This window comes from Streptomyces sclerotialus (assembly GCF_040907265.1).
GTDB lineage: Bacteria > Actinomycetota > Actinomycetes > Streptomycetales > Streptomycetaceae > Streptomyces > Streptomyces sclerotialus.
This window is the reverse complement of the sequence record NZ_JBFOHP010000002.1, coordinates 8,199,672-8,218,940: the sequence shown is the minus strand read 5'-3', so window position 1 is coordinate 8,218,940 and position 19,269 is coordinate 8,199,672. Positions and strand designations below refer to the sequence as shown.

Sequence of the window (19,269 nt, the reverse complement as noted above, 5' to 3'; positions counted from 1 at the left end):
CCTCTCCCGGTGAAAAGGCCCGCCATCAGTAATGCGATGGGCTGTTGAACGCCCCGCCCAGGCGGCTGAACGGCTGAACTTGGTGCATTGGAGTGTTGGGCGTTCTTCGACACGCAACCGCTCGCAGCCGGTTCGTCCTTGGCAGGCACCGCCACGTGTGCCGAAATGGCCAGTGCCTTACAAGATCGAGGGACGGACAGCCATGCGTGCACAGCCCGGCAGCGCAGGACCCGGTGTCGCAGGAACTGGCAGCGCAGAACCGGGTGTCACGGAGCCGCTCGGTATCGCGGAGCCTGGTACCGCGGAATCGGGAGCGGGGCAGGACGAGCCGGTCGCGGTTGTCGGGGCTGCCTGCCGGTTCCCGGGGGAGGTCAGTTCGCTCACCTCGTTGTGGCGGTTGCTGATGGCACGTCGGGACACGGCGCGCGCGGTTCCCACGGAGCGGTGGGAGCAGGCGGAACTGGCCGGGCTGCCCGAGCAGGTGGCGTCCCGGCTGCGGTACGGATGTTTCCTCGACGACGACGTCTACGCCTACGAGCCGGAGTTCTTCGGGATCAATGCCCAGGAAGCACCCTGGGTGGATCCCGAGCACCGGTTGCTGTCCGAAGTGGTCTGGGAGGCCATCGAGCACGCCGGGATTCCGGCCCAGCGGCTGTCGGGCACGCCGACGGGCATGTTCTTCGGGATTTATCAGAAGGATTACCTGCTCCGCGTGCAGCGGCCCCTGGAAGAGGTCAACGCCTACGCCATGTACACGGGTTTCGACAGCATCGGCCCCGGGCGGGTGGGGTTCATGCTCGACCTGAAGGGCCCTCAGGTCGTCGTGGAGAGCGCCTGTGCCTCGGGGCTGGTCGCGGTGCACACCGCCTGTCAGAGCCTGCGGACCGGCGAGACGGACGTCGCACTGGCCGGGGCTTCGATGCTGACTCTGGGCCCGGAGGGGGTCACCGCTCCCGCGCTGTGGGGCGTGTTCTCCCCCACCGGCCGTTGTCACGCCTTCGACGCCGCCGCGGACGGCTACGTACGCGGCGAAGGCTGCGGTGTGGTCGTACTCAAGCGGTTGTCGGACGCGGTACGGCAGGGTGATCGGGTACTGGCCGTACTGCGCGGCACGGCGGTCAACCAGAACGGCCGGGGCACGCGGCTGAGCGCTCCGTCGGAGCCCGCGCAGATCGACCTCTACCGTCTGGCGCTGGAGCGCGCGGGCGTCGAGGCCGGTGACATCGGCATGGTGGAGGCGCACGGCCCGGGCACGGCGGTGGGTGACCCCATCGAGTTCAATGCGGTGGCAGCGGTGTACGGCAAGGGCCGGGACCGGTGCGCGCTGGGTTCGGTGAAGACGAACATCGGTCACACCGAACCGGTGTCGGGCGTGGCGGGCCTGCTGAAGGCCATCGCGTCCCTGCGGGAAGGCCTGGTGCCGGCGAGTCTGCACTTCCGCGACTGGAATCCGCAGATCGACCCCAGCGGCACCCGGCTGTTCGTGCCCACCGACACCACCGAGTGGCCGGTACGGAGCGGCGCCCGGCTGGCCGCCGTGTCCTCCTTCGGCATCAGCGGTACCAACGCCCATGTCGTCGTCGAGCAGCCTCCCGCCTCGCCTGCCGTACGGCGCCGCGCCACCCGCCCGGCGCCGTACGGCGGGCCGGCCCCGGTGCGCAACGATGACGCCGAGGAGTCGTTGCGCGTCTTCCCGCTGTCCGCCGGTACTCCGGTGGCGTTGCGGTCCGCGGCCGGCCGGCTGGCGCAGTGGCTGCGCGGGGAAGGGACGCGGGTCCCGTTGGGCGACGTGGCGCACACACTGGCGGTACGCCGTTCGCCCGCCCGGGAACGCGCCGCTGTCGTCGCGGCCGACCGTACGGAGCTGGTGGCGCGGCTGGAAGAGCTGGCGGCCGGAAGCGCGTCGCCTGCCGGGGTGGCGACCGGCCGGGCGGTGCCGGACGCCGGGCAGGGCGTGGTGTGGGTCTTCTCGGGGCACGGCTCGCAGTGGGCGGGTATGTGCCAGGGACTGCTGGACCGCGACCCGGAGTTCACCCGGGTCATCGACGCACTCGAACCGCTGGTCGCCGAGGAGTCCGGCTTCTCCCTGCGGGAGACCCTGTGCCGGCCGGAGGTGGTGACCGGGTTCGACCGGGTGCAGCCGGTGATCTTCGCCGTTCAGCTGGGTCTGGCGGCGATGTGGCGGTCCCACGGCGTCGAGCCGGCGGCCGTCATCGGCCACTCCATGGGTGAGGTGGCCGCCGCGGTGGCATCGGGCGCGCTGAGCGTCCGGGACGGGGTACGGGTCATCTGCCGGCGGTCGCGGCTGATCCTGCGGACCGCCGGGCAGGGCCTGATGGCCTCGGTCGCCCTGAGCCGTGCCGAGGTGGAACGGCTGCTGACCGAACAGGAAGTGCGGGGAGTGACCGTCGCGGTCGTCGCGTCTCCGGAGAACACCGTCATCGGCGGCGACGCCGACCGTATCCGCCGGCTCGCCGAGGAGTGGGACGCGCGCGGCGTGGGCATCCGCGTGGTCGAGGTGGACGTGGCCTCGCACACCGCGCACATGGATCCCGTCCTGCCCGACCTCGCCGACGCGCTCGCCGGTGTCACCGGAAGGACACCGGGCACGGCGTTCTACAGCACCGTCACCGACGATCCGCGCGACCACACCGCCTTCGACGCCGCGTACTGGTCGGACAATCTCCGCCGGGAGGTGCGCTTCGCCGACGCGGTGCAGGCAGCGGCCGAGGACGGGCACCGGCTGTTCGTGGAGATCGGTCCGCACCCGGTGCTGGCCCATCCGGTGCAGGCCACGCTCGCCGCGCACGGCCACGGCGACAGTGCGGTGGTGCCCTCCCTGCTGCGCGACACCGACGACGCGCCGGCGTTCCACACCCACGTGGCGGCGTTGCACTGCGCCGGCCACCCGCTGGACTGGGCCGAACGCTACGGCGACGGCTCCCTGGCCGACGTTCCGCCGACCACCTGGGAACGTACGCGGTACGTCGTCGACCCCTCCCCGCTGCGGCAGTCGGCCGGGACACCTCCCCTGCCCGGCTCCGGTGCGCACCCGCTCACCGGTCCGCACACCGCTGACCCCGACGGCGCGGGCCGGCACCTGTGGCAGACCCGTATCACCCCGACGACGCTGCCCTGGCTGGACACGCACCGCGTCAACGACGTCGTGGTGGTACCCGGCGCCGCGCTGTGCGAGATGGCCGTCGCCGCGGCCGCCGACCTGTACGCCTCCGGACCGCAGCGGCTGCGCGTCACCGGCATCGACCTGGAACGGCTGCTGCTGCCGGCCGGCGACGGCACGTCCGTCACCGCCACCGCCGAGGCGACAGGCCCGGACTCCGCCCGCTGGCGGGTGGTCAGCACGGCGTCCGACGGTACGAGCGTGCAACACGCTCAGGCGAGCCTGCACAGAACGCCCCGGGAGGAGTCCGTCCCGGAGGGCTGCGACCCGCGGTCCCTGCTGGCGCAGTTCCCGCACGCCGTGGACGCGGCCGACGTCTACCGGCAGATGCGCGAGGAGCGCGGCGTGCACCACGGCTCGCCGTTCCTCGGCCTCCAGGCTCTGTTCACGGACGGGGCAGCGGAGCAGTCGGCGACAGCGGAGCAGCCGGCGAAGGGCCCTGGCAGCCGGCTCCTGGCGCGCGTCCGCGTTCCCGACGAGGGGCGGGCCGGTGCGCAGGCGCTGCACTGCCACCCCGTCGCGCTGGACACCTGCCTCCAGGCCGTCGCCGGTGTCGTACTGCGTACCGGCACGGTGCCCGCCGGAGGCATCCTGCCACGGCGTATCGAGGCGCTACGGCTGTACGGAACGGTCCCGCTGAGCGGGTACTGCCTGGTCACCCTCCAGTGTGCGGACCGCGACCGGTACATCGCCGACTTCCGGCTGTGGGACGACGACGGGACGGTGGTCGCGGACGCCACCGGAGTGGAGTTCCACCACGTACCCGCCGAGAGCGCCGAGGAACGCTTCGCCCGCCGACTGCTCCGGACCTGCTGGGAGCCCTGTGAGCCCGGTGAGCCCGGTGAGCGTCCGGCGTCGACGGCGGTGACCGGTGGCTCATGGACGCTGCTGGTGGAGCCCGGACGTGAGGCGTACGCGACCGCGCTGAGCGAGGCGCTCGAGCAGCGGGGCGCCGCGGTGGACGTCCGGACGCTCCCCCTGGGCGAAGCCTCGGAGGACGCCCCCGCAACATCGGTGCCGCCCGAGCCCGGCGGACCGGCACCGCAGGCCGTGGTCTACCTGCCCGCGCCGGGCACGGCACCCGACGTCGCCTCGCCCGACGTCGCCTCGCCCGAGCGCCGGGCACGGGAGCAGGTCGCCCGCCTCGTGGAGACGGCCCGCCGGCTGGCGGGCGCGGGCGGCCCGGCGGCACCGCGCCTGTGGACCGTCACCTGCACCGCACAGCAGGTGGTGCCCGAGGACCGGCCGGACCTGGGACAGGCCGGTCTGCGCGGACTGGTACGGGTGCTGAGCTACGAGCACCCCGAACTGCACCCCAGCGTCCTGGACGTCGATACCGGTGCGCAGACGTCGGTCACCGATGGGCGGACGTCGGTTGAAGCAGTCGCTGCCGAGCTGCTGTCCTGCCCCGAGGAGCAGGACGAGATCGCCTACCGGTGCGGGACGCGCTACCTGGCCCGGCTGCGCAGCGCCCCGCTGGAGGAGCGGGAACGCCGCCGGAGCACGGTGGACCGCGGGCGCGACAGAGTGGCACTGCATCTCGCACGCGCCGGTGACCTGGACTCCTTCGAGCTCGTCGGCCGGCCACGCCGACGGCCCGGAGCGGGCGAGATCGAGGTCCGGGTCGACGCCACGAGCGTCAACTTCATCAACGTGCTCCAGGCCATGGGCGTCTACCAGCGCTTCGACGCCGGCGACGAGCACCAGGGCGGCACGGATGTCTGCGCGTTCGACGGTGCGGGCGTCGTCACCGCCGTCGGAGAGGGCGTCCGAGGAGTACGGGAGGGCGACCGCGTTGCCGCGATGTTCGTGGAGGGGGGCGAAGACGGGACCGGGAAGGGGACCGGGGCCGGGGCCCGGCCTGTTCTCATGTCCTCTTTCGCGACCGTCCGCGCCGACTGTGTCCTGCCGGTGCCGGACGCGGTGAGCACACACGACGCCGCCGCCCTGCCGTGCGCCTACCTCACGGCGTGGTACGGCCTGCGGCACCTGGCCCGGCTCCGGCCGGGAGAGAAGGTGCTCATCCACTCGGCGAGCGGCGGCACCGGACTGGCCGCACTGCACCTCGCGCGGGCGTGCGGCGCGGAGGTCCTGGCCACCGCGGGCACGGAGGCCAAGCGGGAGTACCTGCGCGGCCTCGGCGTCCGCCATGTCATGGACTCCCGCACCCTGGACTTCGCCGACCAGGTACGCGACCTCACCGACGGCCGTGGCGTCGACGTCGTACTCAATTCCCTCACCGGCCCGGCACAGGCCGCCGGCCTCGACCTGCTGGCACACCGGGGCCGGTTCCTCGAACTCGGCAAGCGGGACATCTACGCCAACACCCGCCTGGGTCTGCTGCCCTTCCGCCGCAACGTCACCTTCGCCGGCATCGACGTGCTGATGATGCTGCGGCAGGACCCTGACTTGCTCGCCGAGGGTTACCGTGAACTCACCGGCATGCTCGCGGACGGCACCCTGCCGCTGCTGCCTGTCACCGGCCACCCCGTCACCGAGGCGTCGTCGGCCTTTCACACCATGGCCTCCGCCCGGCACACCGGCAAACTCGTCCTCACCTGGCCCACCGAGGGCACCGACACTTTTCCCGTACGCCCCGAGGACGTCCCCGTCGTACGGCCTGACGCGAGTTACCTGGTCACCGGCGGGCTCGGCGGACTGGGACTGCTGGTCGCCCGGTGGCTGGCCGAACGCGGCGCCGCAGCCGTGGTACTCACCTCCCGCAGCTCCCCCACCGCGGCCGTCCGTACCGCCCTCGACACCCTCACCGCCGCCTTCGGTACCCGTGTCGAGGTCGTCAACGGCGACCTCGCCGAGCCCGGCGTCGCCGACACGCTCGTACGTGCCGCCGCGGACACGGGCCACCCGCTGCGCGGTGTCGTGCACGCCGCGGCGGTGGTCGAGGACGCCACCGTCGCCAATCTCTCCGCAGACCTTCTGGAGAAGGTCTGGCGCCCCAAGGTGACGGGGGCCTGGCTGCTCCACCACGCCGTCGCCCGGGCCGCCGGCGGAGCGGAGCTGGACTGGTGGGTCACCTTCTCCTCCGCCGCCTCCCTGCTGGGCAACCCCGGGCAGGGCGCGTACGCGGCCGCCAACGCCTGGCTGGACGAGTTCACTTCCTGGCGTCGGTCCCAGGGCCTCCCGGCCACCTGCATCAACTGGGGGCCGTGGGCGGAGGCCGGCCGCGGCACCGGGATGGCGGAACGCGGTTACGCCATGATCGCTCCCCAGGAGGGCATCACCGCCCTGGAACGCCTCCTCTCCCACGACCGCGACCGCACCGCCTACACTCCCCTCGACCTGTCGCGGTGGCTCGACTCCTATCCCGACACCGCCCGCACCTCCTTCTTCGCCGAACTGGCCGCTGCGACAGGGGGTGGTGCCGACTCCACCGGGGGCGCCGCCCGTAGTGCCCTGCTGGAGTCCCTGCGGGAGACCGACGATCCCCAGCGGCGTCAGCAACTGCTGCTGCCCCAGGTCGTCGAACACATCGCCGCGGTACTGCGGCTGGCAACCGACCGTTTCGACGCCAACACGTCCCTGGTCACGCTCGGCCTGGACTCGCTGATGGCCATCGCCCTGCGCAACCGCCTGCAGCGCGAACTGACCCTGGACATCCCCACCACGGTGATGTGGACCCACCCGACGGCCTCCGCCCTCACCCGCTACCTGCTGAACCGCCTGCACCCCGAGCGAACCGAGCAGGTCCGGCCGGCTGGGCAGGTCCAGCCGGCCGGGCAGGTCCAGCCGGCCGGGCAGGTCCAGCCGGCCGGGCGAGTTCAGCCGGCCGAGCAATCGGCCACCAGCAGCTGACAGTCCACACTCACCCGACCCACTCCCCCGTTTCACGCCCCCGTTTCGCCCGACCGCTAGGTGACCACCGTATGCCGCCTCCTGCCACCCACACCCCCACTCCCAGCCGTACGCCCCGCACATGGGACGTGATCGTCGTCGGCGCCGGCCCGGCCGGCGCCACCGCCGCTCGCGTCGCAGCCGAGAAGGGCAGCGAGACGCTGCTCCTGGAACGCGCCACCATCCCCCGCTACAAGGCCTGCGGCGGCGGCCTCATCGGGGCGGCCCTCGCCGCCCTGCCGCCCGGCCTGCCCCTGAAGGTGTACGACACGGCCGGACAGTTCACCTTCGCCCTCAACGGCCGCAAGGAACGCACCCTCACCTCCGCGTCTCCGACCTGCGCCATGGTCTACCGCAGCGAACTCGACGCGGCTCTCACCGAAGCCGCCTCCGCCGCGGGTGCCACGGTCCGGGACGACACCGCACTGGCCTCCCTGGAACAACAAGGTGACACCGTCATCGTACGGACCAACCGCGGCGACACCTTCCGTGCCCGGGCCGTCGTCGGCGCCGACGGCAGCGCCAGCAGGGTCGCCCGGTACGTGGGAGTGGAGTGCGCACAGGTCGACCTCGCCCTCGAGGTGGAAGCACCGATCGACGCACGGACGGCCGACCGGTGGCGGGGCCGTGTGCTGATGGAGTGGGGACCGCTGCCGGGCTCCTTCGCCTGGATCTTCCCCAAGGGGGACGTCCTCACCGCCGGAGTGGTGGCCGCCCGCGGCAACCCCGATGCCCTGCGCGCGTACAAGGAGGACTTCCTCACGCGCCATGAACTGCTCGCGCCCCGTCCTCTTCACGACACCGGTCACCTGACCCGGTGCCGCCGCCCCGACTCCCCACTGGCCCGCGGGCGCGTGCTGGTCGCCGGCGACGCCGCGGCTCTCGTCGACCACTGGTCCCGAGAAGGCATTTCCTACGCCCTGCGGTCGGGCGACCTCGCGGGACAGGCCGCCGCCCGCATCGTCTGCGCCGCCGGCAGGGAGGAAGCGAACACCGTCGCCGACCACTACGGACAGCAGATCAAGGACATCCTCGGCGTCGAGATGCGCGCCAGTGGCGCCCTGATGAACCTCTTCTCCCGCAACCCCGGCCTGGTACACACCGCTCTGACCCGGCTGCCCCCGGCGTGGCGTCGGCTCGACTCCTACATCGCCGGCCACACCAGCGTCGCCGGCATCATGACCACACCCCTCGCACGCACCGCCGCCGCACTGGGCAACCGGCTTCCGCACCGGTCGGCGCGACCCGTCGCGTGTGACACGCTCCCGGCCTGAGAGAAGCGGAGCGATTCAGTGGACAGCGGCCTGTTCGGGCTCCTCGGCGCCGGTGCGGAGCCCCCCGGTACTCGCTCGGCGCCGCGGAGCCCGGCGCTTCGGGGCCGTTCGTGACGGCATGGTGAGTACGGCGAGGCAGCCGACGACCAGGGCGATGCCGCCCCATCCCAGCAGGGGCAGCCGTTCACCGACGACCAGCACGGCCAGTACGGCGGCGACGGCGGGTTCCAGCAGGGAGAGCGTGGTCGCGGTGCTCGCGGGGACGTGCGCCGGCCCCCGGCCGAACAGGACGTAGCCGAGGAACATGGGCACCAGGGCCATGTACGCACCGACGGCCGTGTCCGACCAGGAGTCGAGGAGCGGGGCACCGGTGATCAGCAGTACGGGCACCAGCAGCACACCGCCCAGCCCGAAGACGCTGCCCATGGCCGCGCCGGCGGAGACACCGCGGCTGATCAGCCGGTGCGCCGCCCATGAGTACAAGGCGTACGTCAGCCCGGCTACCGGGCCCAGCCCCACACCGAACACGGTCGCCCATACGGAGCCGGAGCCGGGCGCCGCCGGAGTGTGCCGTGGCCGCTTCGGCCACGCACAACAGCACCGTCCCGGACGGTCCCAGGGCGGCGCCGAACATCCAACGGCGCGTCAGGCGGCGTCCTCCACGACACGTTCGATGAGGACCGAGGCGAGCGGGGCCGAGCCGATCGACACCACCGCGCCGGCAGCGACTCCGGCCAGGTGCATGGAGCTGTAGAACGCCAGGGGGTGGACCCCCACGGCCACCGCGCCGAGCAGCACCGCACCGCGTTGCGCGCGCAGCCTGGACGCTTCCCGTGCGATACGAGGGGCCGCTGCCAGGGCCTGCAGCAGCCCGCCCACTCCCATGGCGACGGCCCCGATGGCGAGGGGGCCCACCGCCCGCGCGAAGGTCGCCGCGGTACCGGTGGTACCCCACAGCACCGACGCCAGGGGGACACACAGCGATCCCGTGCCCACCGAGCCGGCCGCGTGACCGGAGGAGCGTCCGGAAGGCCGCGTCACAGCCGGTCCACCAGGTCCGCCGCCATCGCCCGCGCATGCTCCGGACGCGTACCCGTACCTTCGAGTCCGGCGCGCACCATCGCGCTGGGCAGCTCGGCAGCCGAGCCGGGAGGACGCACGTGCCGGCAGCTTCGGACTCCTGGCGAGCCCGCGTGCATGGAAAATCGAACACGTGGTCTAATTCGGGCCATGGCGCGAACCACCCCCTTCCTCCAGGACCTGATCGAGGCACAACGCGAGTGGAACCGCACCTACCAGGCACTCGCCGCGCGGCCGACGCACACCGCGGCGCTGCGCCACCGCCTGCAGCTGCTCTCCGCCCGCATCGCCGGCCATCCGTTCTGGACGGCCACCGAGCGGCGGTCGGCCGCCACCCGGGCGGAGCTGCGCCGCCAGGCCCGCGCGGCTGAGGAGCGGGAGGCGTAGCGGTGCGGGAGGAGATGAGCGAGCGGCAGGAGCGGGTGCTGGCGTGCATCCGGGGGTGGATCGTCGAGCACGGCGAGGCGCCGACGGTCCGGGAGATCGGCCGCCGGGTGGGGCTGTCGAGCCCGTCGTCGGTGCTGTACCAGCTGCGGCAACTGGAGGCCCGCGGCATGATCACGCGCACCGGACACAGCTGGCGCTCCTGCCGGCTGCGGTGACCGCCCGACACAGGCTCTCCACGCCCGTCCGACGCCTCCCCGAGGTGCGTATCCGCGACCAGCAGGTCAGCCGGCTGCGGGGCCGGGCGGCAGGTGGACGGTCATGATGAGGTGGCAGGTTTCCGCGCCCGTTCCGCGGTAGGCGTGGGAGGCGTCGCCGTCGAAGGTGGCGGTCTGCCCGGCTTCGACGATGTGCTCGGCGCCGTCGACGACCAGCACCATCCGGCCGGAGGTGACGCTGACGGTCTCCACCACTCCGGCCTGGTGAGGATGGCTGGGATATTCCTCGCCCGGCTCCAGTCGCCAGCGCCAGACCTCGACGGGGGCCGGGCCCGAGGTCGTCAGCATGAGCCGGGCCTCACTGCCGCCTTCGCCGGTCCAGAGCGGAGCCACGGTGTCGCCGGACACCACGCGGACGCGCCCTTCGGGCGGCCCCTGCATCAGGGCGGACACCGAGATGCCAAGGGTGTCGGCCAGCCGTACCAGGGTGGCCAGGTTGGGGTTGCCCTGGGCCTTCTCCAGCCCCACCAGCGCACCCTTGCTGACCTGGGCGCGCCGGCTGAGCTCGTCCAGGGACAGGCCCGCGCGGGCGCGGGCGGCCCTGACGTTGTTCGCGACCGTCCGCAGGGCTGCGGCTGCCTCGGCCACCTGATCACCTTCCTCGTTCCTCGCCACTGCACCGAACCATTCGAATGCACCACACGGTCGATCGGTTGATTCGTTCGGTCATTTCAATGTACCGTGCGGTCGTTCCGTTGAATGGTAAGGGATTGTGCTGTGATCGCTCTACTGCTGGCCCTCGGTAGCTCGCTCGCCTACGGGTGTGCCGATTTCCTCGGCGGGCTCGGCGCCCGGAAAGCCCACGTGCTGCGTACCGTGATGGTCGCCGCCCCTGCCAGCCTCGCGGTCGAACTGCTGCTGTGGCCCGTACTCGGCGCCTCCTTCAGCACCGCGGCCCTGAGCTGGGGCGCGGCATCCGGGGTCGCCTCGGCCGCCGCGTTCGCGCTGCTCTACAAGACGCTGGCGATCGGCCCGATGAACGTACTGTCGCCGGTGACCGCGCTGGTGTCCGCCGCGCTGCCCGTCGGGGTGGGCCTGCTGCAAGGTGAGCACCTCGCCACCGCCGGACTGGTGGGGCTGCCCCTCGCCCTGGTGGCGGTGGTACTGGTCAGCGCCGGGCACGGCGCGGGCTCCGCGCGGCCCTCCCGTACGGCGCTGCTGCTGGCCTTCGGCGCGGGCGCCGCCATCGCCCTCCAGCTCGTCTTCCTGCACCAGGCACCGTCCGACAGCGGAGTGGCCCCGCTGATCATCGGCAGGGCGGTCTCCTCTGCCGTCACGCTGGCCGCGGCGGGGCTGATGCGCCGCAAGCTGGGCCCCGAGCGGCCCGCGTACGCGATGTCGGCCGCCGCGGGTGTGCTGGACTCGGTGGCGAACCTGCTGTTCCTGCTCGCCGCCCGCAGCGGCGACCTCACCGTCGTCGCCGTGATCACGGCTCTCTACCCGGCCGGTACGGTCCTGCTCGCCCGCGGTGTACTCGCCGAACGCATCCACCGCGGCCAGCTCGTCGGCCTCGGCACCGCCGCGGTCGCCGTCAGCCTCCTGGCGTTGACCTGAGCGGTCCGCGCAGCATGCGGCCCACCCCGCAGCCGACCACCCGACCACCCGACCGCGTAAGGAGACCGACCAACATGTTCGTCCAGCCCCCGGAAGCCGGTCTCGACGAAGCCGAATGGCAGGCCTGGATCGCCGACGGCCACGACTCCGGACAGCTGACCGTCAATGGCCTGCCCGGCCACCCGCCCACCGACGGCCGGATGCTGCCCGGCAGCCGCGGTCCGTGCCTGGAGGTCACCGGCGCGGTGGCCAAGTTCACGTACGACGACCACGAACCCGTCGAGCACCGCACCACCGCCGCTGACCACCTCACCGCCCGCGGTCAGGGCCTCGACGTACCCACCGCACGCCGGCAACACCGCCGCCCGGACCGCACAGGCCCGTGGAAGTCCTGACCCCCGTACTCACACTCACGCGTCTCGACCTCCCGTACTCGCCAGAGCCCTCTCGTCCCCGCGCACTCATCAAGAAAGTGGACCGCCCCTATGTCCATCCCCCTCCCGATGCCCACCGTCCGCCTCACCCCCCGCCGTCGCAGACGCCTTCCCCCGACACCCTCATCGCCCTGGTCACCGCCACCGGCCTGCGTGGCCACGAACCCTGGCCCGACACCGTCACCGCCCTCCAGGACCTGGAGCAGCAACTCGCCGACGGCGCGTGGCATCCCGCCGACGAGACGGACCCCCGCATCGAGGCGTGGCACACCGCGTACCGCTCCTTCGGCACCAATCCCCGCCGCATCCGCCCCAGCGTCGACGCCCTCGGCCGTCGCTTCGCCAAGAAAGGCACGCTGCCGCGCATCAATCCGGCCGTCGACTCCTACAACGCCGTCTCCGTACGCCACGGCCTGCCCGCCGGCGCCTTCGACCTCGACCACGTCACCGGCGACATCGAGATCCGTCACGCGGACGGCACTGAATCCTTCACCCCACTCGGCGAACCCGAGACCACCGAGAACCCCAAGCACGGCGAGATCATCTACGCGGACACCACCGGCGTACTGACCCGCCACTGGAACCACCGCGACGCCCATCGCACCCGCGTCACCGAGGACTCCACTCATGTCGTCTTCGCCCTCGAGACCCTCCGCGCCACCCACGACGGCCACCTCCTCAAGTCCGCCGCGCACGACCTCCGGAGCCTGCTCACCCCGCACACCGACCGGACCACCGTGCACTACCTCAGCCCGGCCCACCCCCGAACCACCGCCTGAGCCCTCCGCAGTGCGTAGGGCAGTACACCGCGGGCGGTCGCGGCCGCCGTCACCGGCCTCCTGCTCAGCGGTTGCTCGAGCAGCGGCAGCACCGGCGCGGCGGAAGCGAAGGGCAGCGCAGCGGACAAGCAGTCGCCGAGTGCGAAGCCCGCGGGCGAGCAGCCGCTGATCGACCGTGCCGCCGGGTCCTGGAAGTCCCTCATCGAAGCCAAGGACGCCGACGACCTGGCCACCCTGCCCATCGAGGACGGCAAGGTGACCACCAAGGGACCGGAACTGGACTGCACGGGCACTCTGAAGCCGGACAAGAAGAAGGGCAAGGAGAAGGGCGAGGAGAAGAGCGGGGAAGCCGTTTCACTGACGCTCTCGTGCGAGGGTGGCAGCGATGGCGGGCGTGGCGTGGCGTGGCCTGGGCACCGTCGGGATGAAGGGCGAGGGCGCGCCGGCCATCAGCTGGGAAGGCCCTGAGGGAGGCTGGGGCGGCCCCATCGACTCCTTCCGCAGGGCCGGCTGAGACTCCCCCGCCCACACACATGCAGCAGCCGACGAAGTCGCCCCTGCGCGGGCGGCTTCGTCGGCTGTGGCGGACCGCCGTTCCTACGGGTCACCGTCGGCCCGTGTCTTCGCGCCCGAGGACGGAACGAACGCCGGCGGCCTCAGTCGACGACGAAGACGTCGAGTCCGACGCTGTCGGGGCGGCGTTCGCCGCGGGCGACGAAGATCCGCTCGTTGAGCCAGGCGAGCCGAGGCGCGGCTGTGGCGAAGGCGGGGACGCTGCGGAAGTAGACGCGTTCGGGCGGTACCGGCTCACCCCGGACGATCGCCGCGATGTCCTCGGGGGTGCCGGAGCGGATCCCGGTGTTACGGATCGAGATCCGCTCCCCCTGGTCGGTTTCCAGCGCGTACTGGGCGTCCAGTTCGGTCAGCGTCGCGCTGTGCAGTACCTGGTTGTCGGCGCCACCGGCCAGGACCCGGCCGTGCATCCGGGGCCCGTGGAAGGAGCCCCCGACGATGGGGACGAGTCGCCGGTGGCCGGTGGGCGCCGCACCGAGGTCGACCGGCGGGCCGACGGCGATCGACACATGGGCGAAGAAGGAGAGCGTCGGGGGCGCCGGTGTGGCGGTCACGGCGTCCTCAGTTGATGCGGTCGGCGAAGCCGGCGGGCAGATCGGCCGGGCCCACGGCGACGACGCCCTCGTCGTTCTCCCCGACGTACTCGAACAGGGTGATCTTCGCGAACTCCGGTACGACGTAGATCGGGTAGGTCGGGCCGGCGTCGCGGAAGGCGCGCATTTCGTCCAGGTGCTCGTTCTGGTACAGGACGGTCTTGCTGCCGTCCTCCTCGATCCAGTGCGGGAAGAAGATCGTGCCGTGCAGGACGCGCCGGCGGGGCAGCACGTTCACGACGACCGAGGTGCCCGTCGGCTCGTTCCACGAGACCTTGTAGGTGTCGTCGGCCAGCTGCACCAGGTCGACCTCCTGATCCTTGACCCAGCGGCCGCCGACCATGCCGGTGTGGATGCGGTAGTCGATCGTGGTGGCGTTCTTCACGTACATCTCGTACTTCCAGCCGTTGGCGTACGTGTAGATGAACCGGTGCCCCACGATGCCGGCCAGGTCCTGCGGCGGTACGGGGTTCTCGACGGTGGTGGTCATGGGGTCCTCCTCAGTGGTACGCGGCGGTCGCCCGTACGGCTCCCGCCGCTTTCGATTTTGCCACAAAACAGTTTTGCTGCAAAAGCATGCCGCGCGGCGGGCAGAATAGGACCATGGACAACAGCGCAGCAGACACCGGCCACGTCGCCATCGAACTCGGCAGGCTCCTCGGGCCCCTACGGCGCGCCGTACTGCGCGCCACCCGGAACGCCGAAGGCCTGCCCGACCTGCCCGAGGCGCAGATCGAACTGCTGCGCGCGCTGGCAGCGGCCCCCGAGGGGCTGGCTCCGCGCGAGGCGGCGGCCCGGCTGCGGATCGCACCGTCCACGGTGAGCAACCTGGTGCGCGCCATGACGGCGGCCGGCCTGGTGCAGCGGGTACCGCATCCGCACAACCTGCGCACCGTGACGCTCACGGCCTCCGCCGAAGCGCTCCGCCTGCTGGAGCGCTACGACAGCGCGAGCACGGCGACGCTGGCCCGGGCGAGCGACGAGCTACCGCCGACGGACCGGGCAGCGCTGACCGCGGCCCTGCCCGCCCTGAGCCGTCTGCTCCTGACTTTGCAGCAACAGGACCCGTCGGTGGCCCGACAGCCCGCCGCACGGGAAGGGCATGACATATCCACCGATTGACCTACGGGTTACCAGCAAATACGTGTGCGGCGACGGATGAGGAGCATGCTGTGGTTGTCGACTTGCCGGCGGAGTTACGCGAGCGCGGCACGAAGCTGGGAAAGGGTGTGGGATACGCCCTGAAGGTGCTGTGCGGGCAGCTCGCGGACAATCCCCTGCTGGGCAGCCCACTGGAAGACCCTTCCCACTATGTCGCGCACATCGACGGCGAGGTTTTCGAGGACTGCCCGCAGCTGGACGTGTTCTACGCCTACGGCCCTCCCGTGCTGGAGGCAGGGCGGGTACGGATTCAGCGCATCGAAGCGGCGCAGCCGAGCCGACTGCCCCAGCGGCACGAGGAGCACGAGAAGCACGAGGAGCACGAGAAGGAGCCGGGGTTCGATGCCCAGCAGGAAGAGCTGCAGGCACGCCAGGTGGCTGCTGCGTGGCACCGGATCGAGTGCCGGCTGCGGGAAAACGCCCCCGCTTCGTACGCTTCGCTCGAGCCGGGCGCGTCCGAGAGCGAGATCACGGCACTGGAAGAAGCGCTTGGCGTCCGGGTCCCGGCTGCGCTACGGGCGCTGTGGCGGCTGCGTGCGGGAGCGGCAGGGCCTGGACTGAGTGCAGTGTTCATGCTGGGGAATTGGGCGCCCATGCGGCTCGGCAGTGTGGCCGAGGTGTACCGACGTCAGATGGACTTTCAGCGGCACGAGGAAATGCTGGCCCAGCGGCGGGAGAACGGCGACGAGTTCACGCTGTGGAAGGCTGATTGGTTTCCCGTCTGCTCTTCGAGTGCGGAGGACTGTACGTACGGGCTGTATCTCAACGCCCGCACGGGTGAGGTATGCATGTGGGGGAAGTTCGGAGAACGTGATCCCGAGTACGCCTCACTGACCACCTACCTGGAAGAGATGGCAGACGCTCTTGAGGCCCCCTCTCTTGCCGGCCTCCCCCAGCCCGGACTGGTGAACGGCACCGCCCTGACGTGGGGACGGCCGTCCGCTCCTCTCGCAGGAGCGCTGTGGGAACCGCTGAGCGGCTGAAGCGCCCGCGCGGTGCCGCCCGTACACCCGCGTGGAGGGCAGCCAGGAGCACGCTTCAGGACGCGGTGCCCTTGGCGCGGAGGCGGAAGGCGGCCGGGGTTTCACCGGTTCGGCTTCTGAAGAACTTGGTGAAAACGGTCGGGTCAGGGAAACCGAGGCGTTCGCCGACGGCGGATGCGGTCAGCGTCGTGTGCACGAGCAGCCGTTTGGCTTCGAGCAGTACGCGGTCGTCGATGAACCGCTTCGCTCCGCAACCGGCGGCCACGCGAGTGGCGCGGGTGAGGGTGCGGACACTGTAGCCGAGCTGCCGTGCGTAGTCCTCCACCCGGTGTGTGCGGGCGAAGTCCCGTTCGACGGCCTGTTGGAAGCGGCGGAACGCATCGCTGTCGCTGCCCGATTCCTCGTCCTGGCCGTGCTGCAGGTGGGCCAGGCGCAGGAGGAGGACGGAGAGGAGATGACGTACGACCTCGATGTGCATCTCCAAGGGCAGCTCGGCCAGCCGTCCGTACTCGCTCTCCAGCAGGTCCAGTGTGCGTTGCAGGACATCCTGTGCGGCCTCCGGGGGATGCAACGGCTCGGTCCGCAGTGCGGGCCGGTCCACGCGGGCGGCTCCCGTGGCGGCCGCGCCGAGGAACCCGGGCTGGAAGAGGACGACGGTGCCTTCGGTCGTCGTCAGACCGGAGCGGAACTGGAGGATCTGCCCTGGACGTACCCACAGCCAGTCACCGTCGGTCACAGCATGGTCGGTGAAGTCCACGGAGCAGGTCAGCCGTCCGGAGCGCACGGCGATCAGGTGGTGGAAGGCCGGCCGCATGGGTGAGTAGGCGTCCACGTCATGGCCCCGGGCGCGGTTCGCCAGCGCGGCCAGGGCGAGGACCTCCGCTCCGGGCGGGGCTCCCGCGGTGGCGCGGAAGGGCACTTCCGTGATGCTTGCGTGTCTGTTTCTGTCCATAACGTGTCTTCAGGATACGGCTCGACATCGGGCAGAGGCACCTAGCGTGAAGTGCAGCGGAACCGGCCAGAGGGACTGAGGGAAGTCAGGGACTCGATTGCCTTCCGGAAAGGGAAGACCGAATCGGTCCACCTTTCCAGTCGACTTTCCCAGTCGACCTTTCCAGTCGGCCTTCCCAGTCGACCTTTCCTTTCCGTACCTCGGAGCCCCCGCACCGCAACGCACCGCGTCGCGCCGCAACGCGCCGCGTCGCAAGAGGCTTCATGGAGCCCCATGAGGCCCCATGAGGCCCCATACCGCTGAAGAGCTGAAGAAAGGCGCCACCCCATGGCCTATGACGACCTTCGCAGTTTCCTGGACACCCTGGACGAGGAAGGGCAGCTCCTTCGTGTCACCGAGGAGGTGATGCCGGAGCCGGACATCGCCGCGGCCGCGAACGCCGCGCCGCGTCTGGGCGACGCCGCCCCCGCCCTGTACTTCGACAACGTCAAGGGTTTCACCGACGCCCGCATCGCGATGAACGTGCACGGCTCCTGGGCCAATCACGCCCTCGCCCTGGGACTCCCGAAGGGCACCGGGACCAAGGAGCAGGTCGCCGAGTTCATCCGCCGCTGGGCCGACTTCCCGGTCGCGCCGGAGTGGCGGGCAGACCCGCTGTGGGCGGAGAACAGCCAGGAGGGCGATGACGTCGACATCTTCCAGGTGCTGCCGCTGATCCGCCTCAACGACGGTGACGGCGGCTTCTACATCGACAAGGCCGCGGTCGTCTCCAAGGATCCCGAGGACCCGGAGAACAGCGGCAAGCAGAACGTCGGCATCTACCGCATCGAGGTCAAGGGCAAGCGCAAGCTCGCCCTCCAGCCCGTGCCCATGCACGACATCGCCCAGCACCTGCGCAAGGCCGAGGAGCAGGGCGAGGACCTGCCCATCGCCATCACGCTCGGCAATGACCCGGTCATCTCCATCGTCGCGTCCACGCCCATGAAGTACGACCAGAACGAGTACGAGCTGGCCGGCGCGCTGCGCGGCGCCCCCGCCCCGATCGCCGAATCGCCACTGCACGGCCTGCCGGTGCCGTGGGGCTCCGAGGTGGTCATCGAGGGTGTCATCGAAGGCCGCAAGCGCGAGATCGAGGGCCCGTTCGGCGAGTTCACCGGCCACTACTCGGGCGGACGCAACATGACGGTGATCCGCATCGACAAGATTTCCTACCGCACGAACCCGATCTTCGAGCATCTGTACCTCGGTATGCCGTGGACCGAGATCGACTACCTGATGGCCGCCAACACCTGCGTGCCGCTGTACGAGCAGCTGAAGGCCGAGTTCCCCGAGGTGCAGGCGGTCAACGCCATGTACACCCACGGGCTGGTCGTCATCGTGTCGACGAAGAAGCGGTACGGGGGCTTCGCGAAGGCGGTCGGCATGCGCGTCCTGACTCTGCCGCACGGGCTCGGGTACGCGGCCACGGTGATCGTGGTGGACGAGGACGTCGACCCGTTCAACCTGCCCCAGGTGATGTGGGCGCTGTCCACGAAGATGAACCCGTCCGGAGACCTGATCACAGTCCCGAACCTCTCCGTCCTCGAACTCGCTCCGCAGGCCCAGTCCCCCGGCATCGTCGACAAGCTCGTCATCGACGCCACCACCCCTGTCGCGCCGGACAGGCGCGGCAACTACGGGAACCAGGTCCGTGACCTGCCCGAGGCCGCCGCATGGCTCACCAAGCTCCAGCAGCTCACCGCCAACCGCTGACCCGGCACCAGCTACTGATCCACCGTCACCCGTACCGAGGAACTCGAGGAACGACAACCGCCATGGCCGACATCACGATGTGCCCGCGCTGCGCCCACGAGACGATCGAGCAGCTCTTCGCCTCGCCCGTCCCCGGAGTGTGGGAGGTACTGCAATGCCGGCAGTGCCTCTACTGCTGGCGCACCAGCGAACCCGCCCGCCGCACCCGGCGCGAGGCCTACCCCGACAGCTTCAGGATGACCGCCGAGGACATCGACAACGCCTCCGAAGTACCGACCGTCCCACCGCTGCTCAAGCAGGTGTGACCCACTGGCGGAGGCAGGGAGAGAGACTCCCCGGAGTGCCGGTGGTCGGCCCCCGTCAGGAACACTCCCGTGTCACTCGTCGAGGGCCTCGCCCCATGGCGTCCGAATTGCGTACTCGCACAGCAGCAGAACCC

General features: G+C 71.1%; 18 protein-coding genes and 1 pseudogene. 12 read left to right on the top strand and 7 right to left on the bottom strand.

Annotation, left to right across the window (positions count from 1 at the left end; translation table 11 throughout):
- The first annotated feature begins 31 nt into the window (after window positions 1-31).
- Complete coding sequence (locus AAC944_RS36215) at window positions 32-6,994, top strand: SDR family NAD(P)-dependent oxidoreductase (protein ID WP_078888891.1); 6,963 nt, start codon at window positions 32-34, stop codon at window positions 6,992-6,994.
- Between the two features lie 71 nt (window positions 6,995-7,065).
- On the top strand, window positions 7,066-8,307 hold the full coding sequence (locus AAC944_RS36210; RefSeq protein WP_051872281.1) for a geranylgeranyl reductase family protein: 1,242 nt from the start codon (window positions 7,066-7,068) through the stop codon (window positions 8,305-8,307).
- 15 nt (window positions 8,308-8,322) lie between these two features.
- On the opposite strand, the gene AAC944_RS36205 is transcribed toward AAC944_RS36210, so the two are convergent.
- From AAC944_RS36205 to AAC944_RS36195, 3 genes are all read right to left on the bottom strand, one after another.
- Window positions 8,323-8,826, bottom strand: coding sequence for an EamA family transporter (locus tag AAC944_RS36205; RefSeq protein ID WP_368396700.1), 504 nt, complete (start codon window positions 8,824-8,826; stop codon window positions 8,323-8,325).
- 126 nt (window positions 8,827-8,952) lie between these two features.
- Complete coding sequence (locus AAC944_RS36200) at window positions 8,953-9,348, bottom strand: EamA family transporter (protein ID WP_368396698.1); 396 nt, start codon at window positions 9,346-9,348, stop codon at window positions 8,953-8,955.
- Window positions 9,345-9,467 carry a hypothetical protein gene (locus tag AAC944_RS36195; RefSeq protein WP_368396697.1) on the bottom strand — a complete coding sequence of 41 codons (123 nt, stop codon included), beginning with the start codon at window positions 9,465-9,467 and terminating at the stop codon, window positions 9,345-9,347. The genes AAC944_RS36200 and AAC944_RS36195 overlap by 4 nt, the downstream gene beginning before the upstream one ends.
- Window positions 9,468-9,537: 70 nt before the next feature.
- Between AAC944_RS36195 and AAC944_RS36190 the strand changes: the two genes are divergently transcribed.
- Entirely contained in the window at window positions 9,538-9,774 is a 237-nt protein-coding gene (locus tag AAC944_RS36190) for a DUF8825 domain-containing protein (protein ID WP_030622368.1), read from the top strand.
- A 14-nt stretch (window positions 9,775-9,788) separates the two neighbouring features.
- Entirely contained in the window at window positions 9,789-9,989 is a 201-nt protein-coding gene (locus AAC944_RS36185; protein ID WP_030622367.1) for a LexA family protein, read from the top strand.
- Window positions 9,990-10,055: 66 nt separating this feature from the next.
- Here the strand turns inward: AAC944_RS36185 and AAC944_RS36180 are convergent, their stop codons facing one another.
- A complete protein-coding gene (locus AAC944_RS36180) occupies window positions 10,056-10,637 on the bottom strand; it encodes a helix-turn-helix domain-containing protein (RefSeq protein ID WP_030622365.1) in 582 nt (193 codons plus the stop codon).
- Between the two features lie 129 nt (window positions 10,638-10,766).
- Here AAC944_RS36180 and AAC944_RS36175 point away from each other — a divergent pair, with 129 nt between their 5' ends.
- The 4 genes and pseudogenes from AAC944_RS36175 (at window position 10,767) to AAC944_RS36160 (ending at window position 13,330) form a co-directional block, all read left to right on the top strand.
- Entirely contained in the window at window positions 10,767-11,603 is an 837-nt protein-coding gene (locus AAC944_RS36175) for an EamA family transporter (protein ID WP_030622362.1), read from the top strand.
- Between the two features lie 74 nt (window positions 11,604-11,677).
- The gene (locus AAC944_RS36170) at window positions 11,678-11,998 is read left to right on the top strand and encodes a hypothetical protein (protein WP_030622361.1); all 321 of its coding nucleotides are present in this window, start codon (window positions 11,678-11,680) and stop codon (window positions 11,996-11,998) included.
- A gap of 130 nt (window positions 11,999-12,128) precedes the next feature.
- Window positions 12,129-12,816 (top strand): annotated as a pseudogene (locus AAC944_RS36165) (B3/B4 domain-containing protein); the annotation flags it as partial.
- 376 nt (window positions 12,817-13,192) lie between these two features.
- The gene (locus tag AAC944_RS36160) at window positions 13,193-13,330 is read left to right on the top strand and encodes a hypothetical protein (protein WP_196943271.1); all 138 of its coding nucleotides are present in this window, start codon (window positions 13,193-13,195) and stop codon (window positions 13,328-13,330) included.
- A 142-nt stretch (window positions 13,331-13,472) separates the two neighbouring features.
- Here AAC944_RS36160 and AAC944_RS36155 read toward each other — a convergent pair whose 3' ends face one another.
- Window positions 13,473-13,943, bottom strand: coding sequence for a DUF3237 domain-containing protein (locus AAC944_RS36155; protein ID WP_030622355.1), 471 nt, complete (start codon window positions 13,941-13,943; stop codon window positions 13,473-13,475).
- A gap of 7 nt (window positions 13,944-13,950) precedes the next feature.
- The gene (locus tag AAC944_RS36150; protein WP_030622353.1) at window positions 13,951-14,472 is read right to left on the bottom strand and encodes a phenolic acid decarboxylase; all 522 of its coding nucleotides are present in this window, start codon (window positions 14,470-14,472) and stop codon (window positions 13,951-13,953) included.
- A gap of 113 nt (window positions 14,473-14,585) precedes the next feature.
- On the opposite strand from AAC944_RS36150, the gene AAC944_RS36145 reads away from it, so the two are divergent.
- Window positions 14,586-15,104: a MarR family winged helix-turn-helix transcriptional regulator gene (locus tag AAC944_RS36145; RefSeq protein ID WP_051872280.1), complete on the top strand. Its 519-nt coding sequence runs from the start codon at window positions 14,586-14,588 to the stop codon at window positions 15,102-15,104.
- 50 nt (window positions 15,105-15,154) lie between these two features.
- Window positions 15,155-16,126 carry an SMI1/KNR4 family protein gene (locus AAC944_RS36140; protein WP_368396696.1) on the top strand — a complete coding sequence of 324 codons (972 nt, stop codon included), beginning with the start codon at window positions 15,155-15,157 and terminating at the stop codon, window positions 16,124-16,126.
- Window positions 16,127-16,181: 55 nt separating this feature from the next.
- Here AAC944_RS36140 and AAC944_RS36135 read toward each other — a convergent pair whose 3' ends face one another.
- Window positions 16,182-17,078, bottom strand: coding sequence for a helix-turn-helix transcriptional regulator (locus AAC944_RS36135; RefSeq protein ID WP_030622347.1), 897 nt, complete (start codon window positions 17,076-17,078; stop codon window positions 16,182-16,184).
- Between the two features lie 327 nt (window positions 17,079-17,405).
- On the opposite strand from AAC944_RS36135, the gene AAC944_RS36130 reads away from it, so the two are divergent.
- Window positions 17,406-18,830, top strand: coding sequence for a non-oxidative hydroxyarylic acid decarboxylases subunit C (locus tag AAC944_RS36130; RefSeq protein WP_030622343.1), 1,425 nt, complete (start codon window positions 17,406-17,408; stop codon window positions 18,828-18,830).
- A gap of 62 nt (window positions 18,831-18,892) precedes the next feature.
- On the top strand, window positions 18,893-19,135 hold the full coding sequence (locus AAC944_RS36125) for a non-oxidative hydroxyarylic acid decarboxylases subunit D (RefSeq protein ID WP_030622341.1): 243 nt from the start codon (window positions 18,893-18,895) through the stop codon (window positions 19,133-19,135).
- The last annotated feature ends 134 nt before the right edge of the window (window positions 19,136-19,269 follow it).

Coding starts and splice junctions, on each gene's coding strand:
- AAC944_RS36215 (WP_078888891.1), top strand. CDS start 32: ATGCGATGGGCTGTTGAACGCCCCGCCCAGGCGGCTGAACGGCTGAAC.
- AAC944_RS36210 (WP_051872281.1), top strand. CDS start 7,066: ATGCCGCCTCCTGCCACCCACACCCCCACTCCCAGCCGTACGCCCCGC.
- AAC944_RS36190 (WP_030622368.1), top strand. CDS start 9,538: ATGGCGCGAACCACCCCCTTCCTCCAGGACCTGATCGAGGCACAACGC.
- AAC944_RS36185 (WP_030622367.1), top strand. CDS start 9,789: ATGAGCGAGCGGCAGGAGCGGGTGCTGGCGTGCATCCGGGGGTGGATC.
- AAC944_RS36170 (WP_030622361.1), top strand. CDS start 11,678: ATGTTCGTCCAGCCCCCGGAAGCCGGTCTCGACGAAGCCGAATGGCAG.
- AAC944_RS36150 (WP_030622353.1), bottom strand. CDS start 14,472: ATGACCACCACCGTCGAGAACCCCGTACCGCCGCAGGACCTGGCCGGC.
- AAC944_RS36145 (WP_051872280.1), top strand. CDS start 14,586: ATGGACAACAGCGCAGCAGACACCGGCCACGTCGCCATCGAACTCGGC.
- AAC944_RS36135 (WP_030622347.1), bottom strand. CDS start 17,078: ATGGACAGAAACAGACACGCAAGCATCACGGAAGTGCCCTTCCGCGCC.
- AAC944_RS36130 (WP_030622343.1), top strand. CDS start 17,406: ATGGCCTATGACGACCTTCGCAGTTTCCTGGACACCCTGGACGAGGAA.
- AAC944_RS36125 (WP_030622341.1), top strand. CDS start 18,893: ATGGCCGACATCACGATGTGCCCGCGCTGCGCCCACGAGACGATCGAG.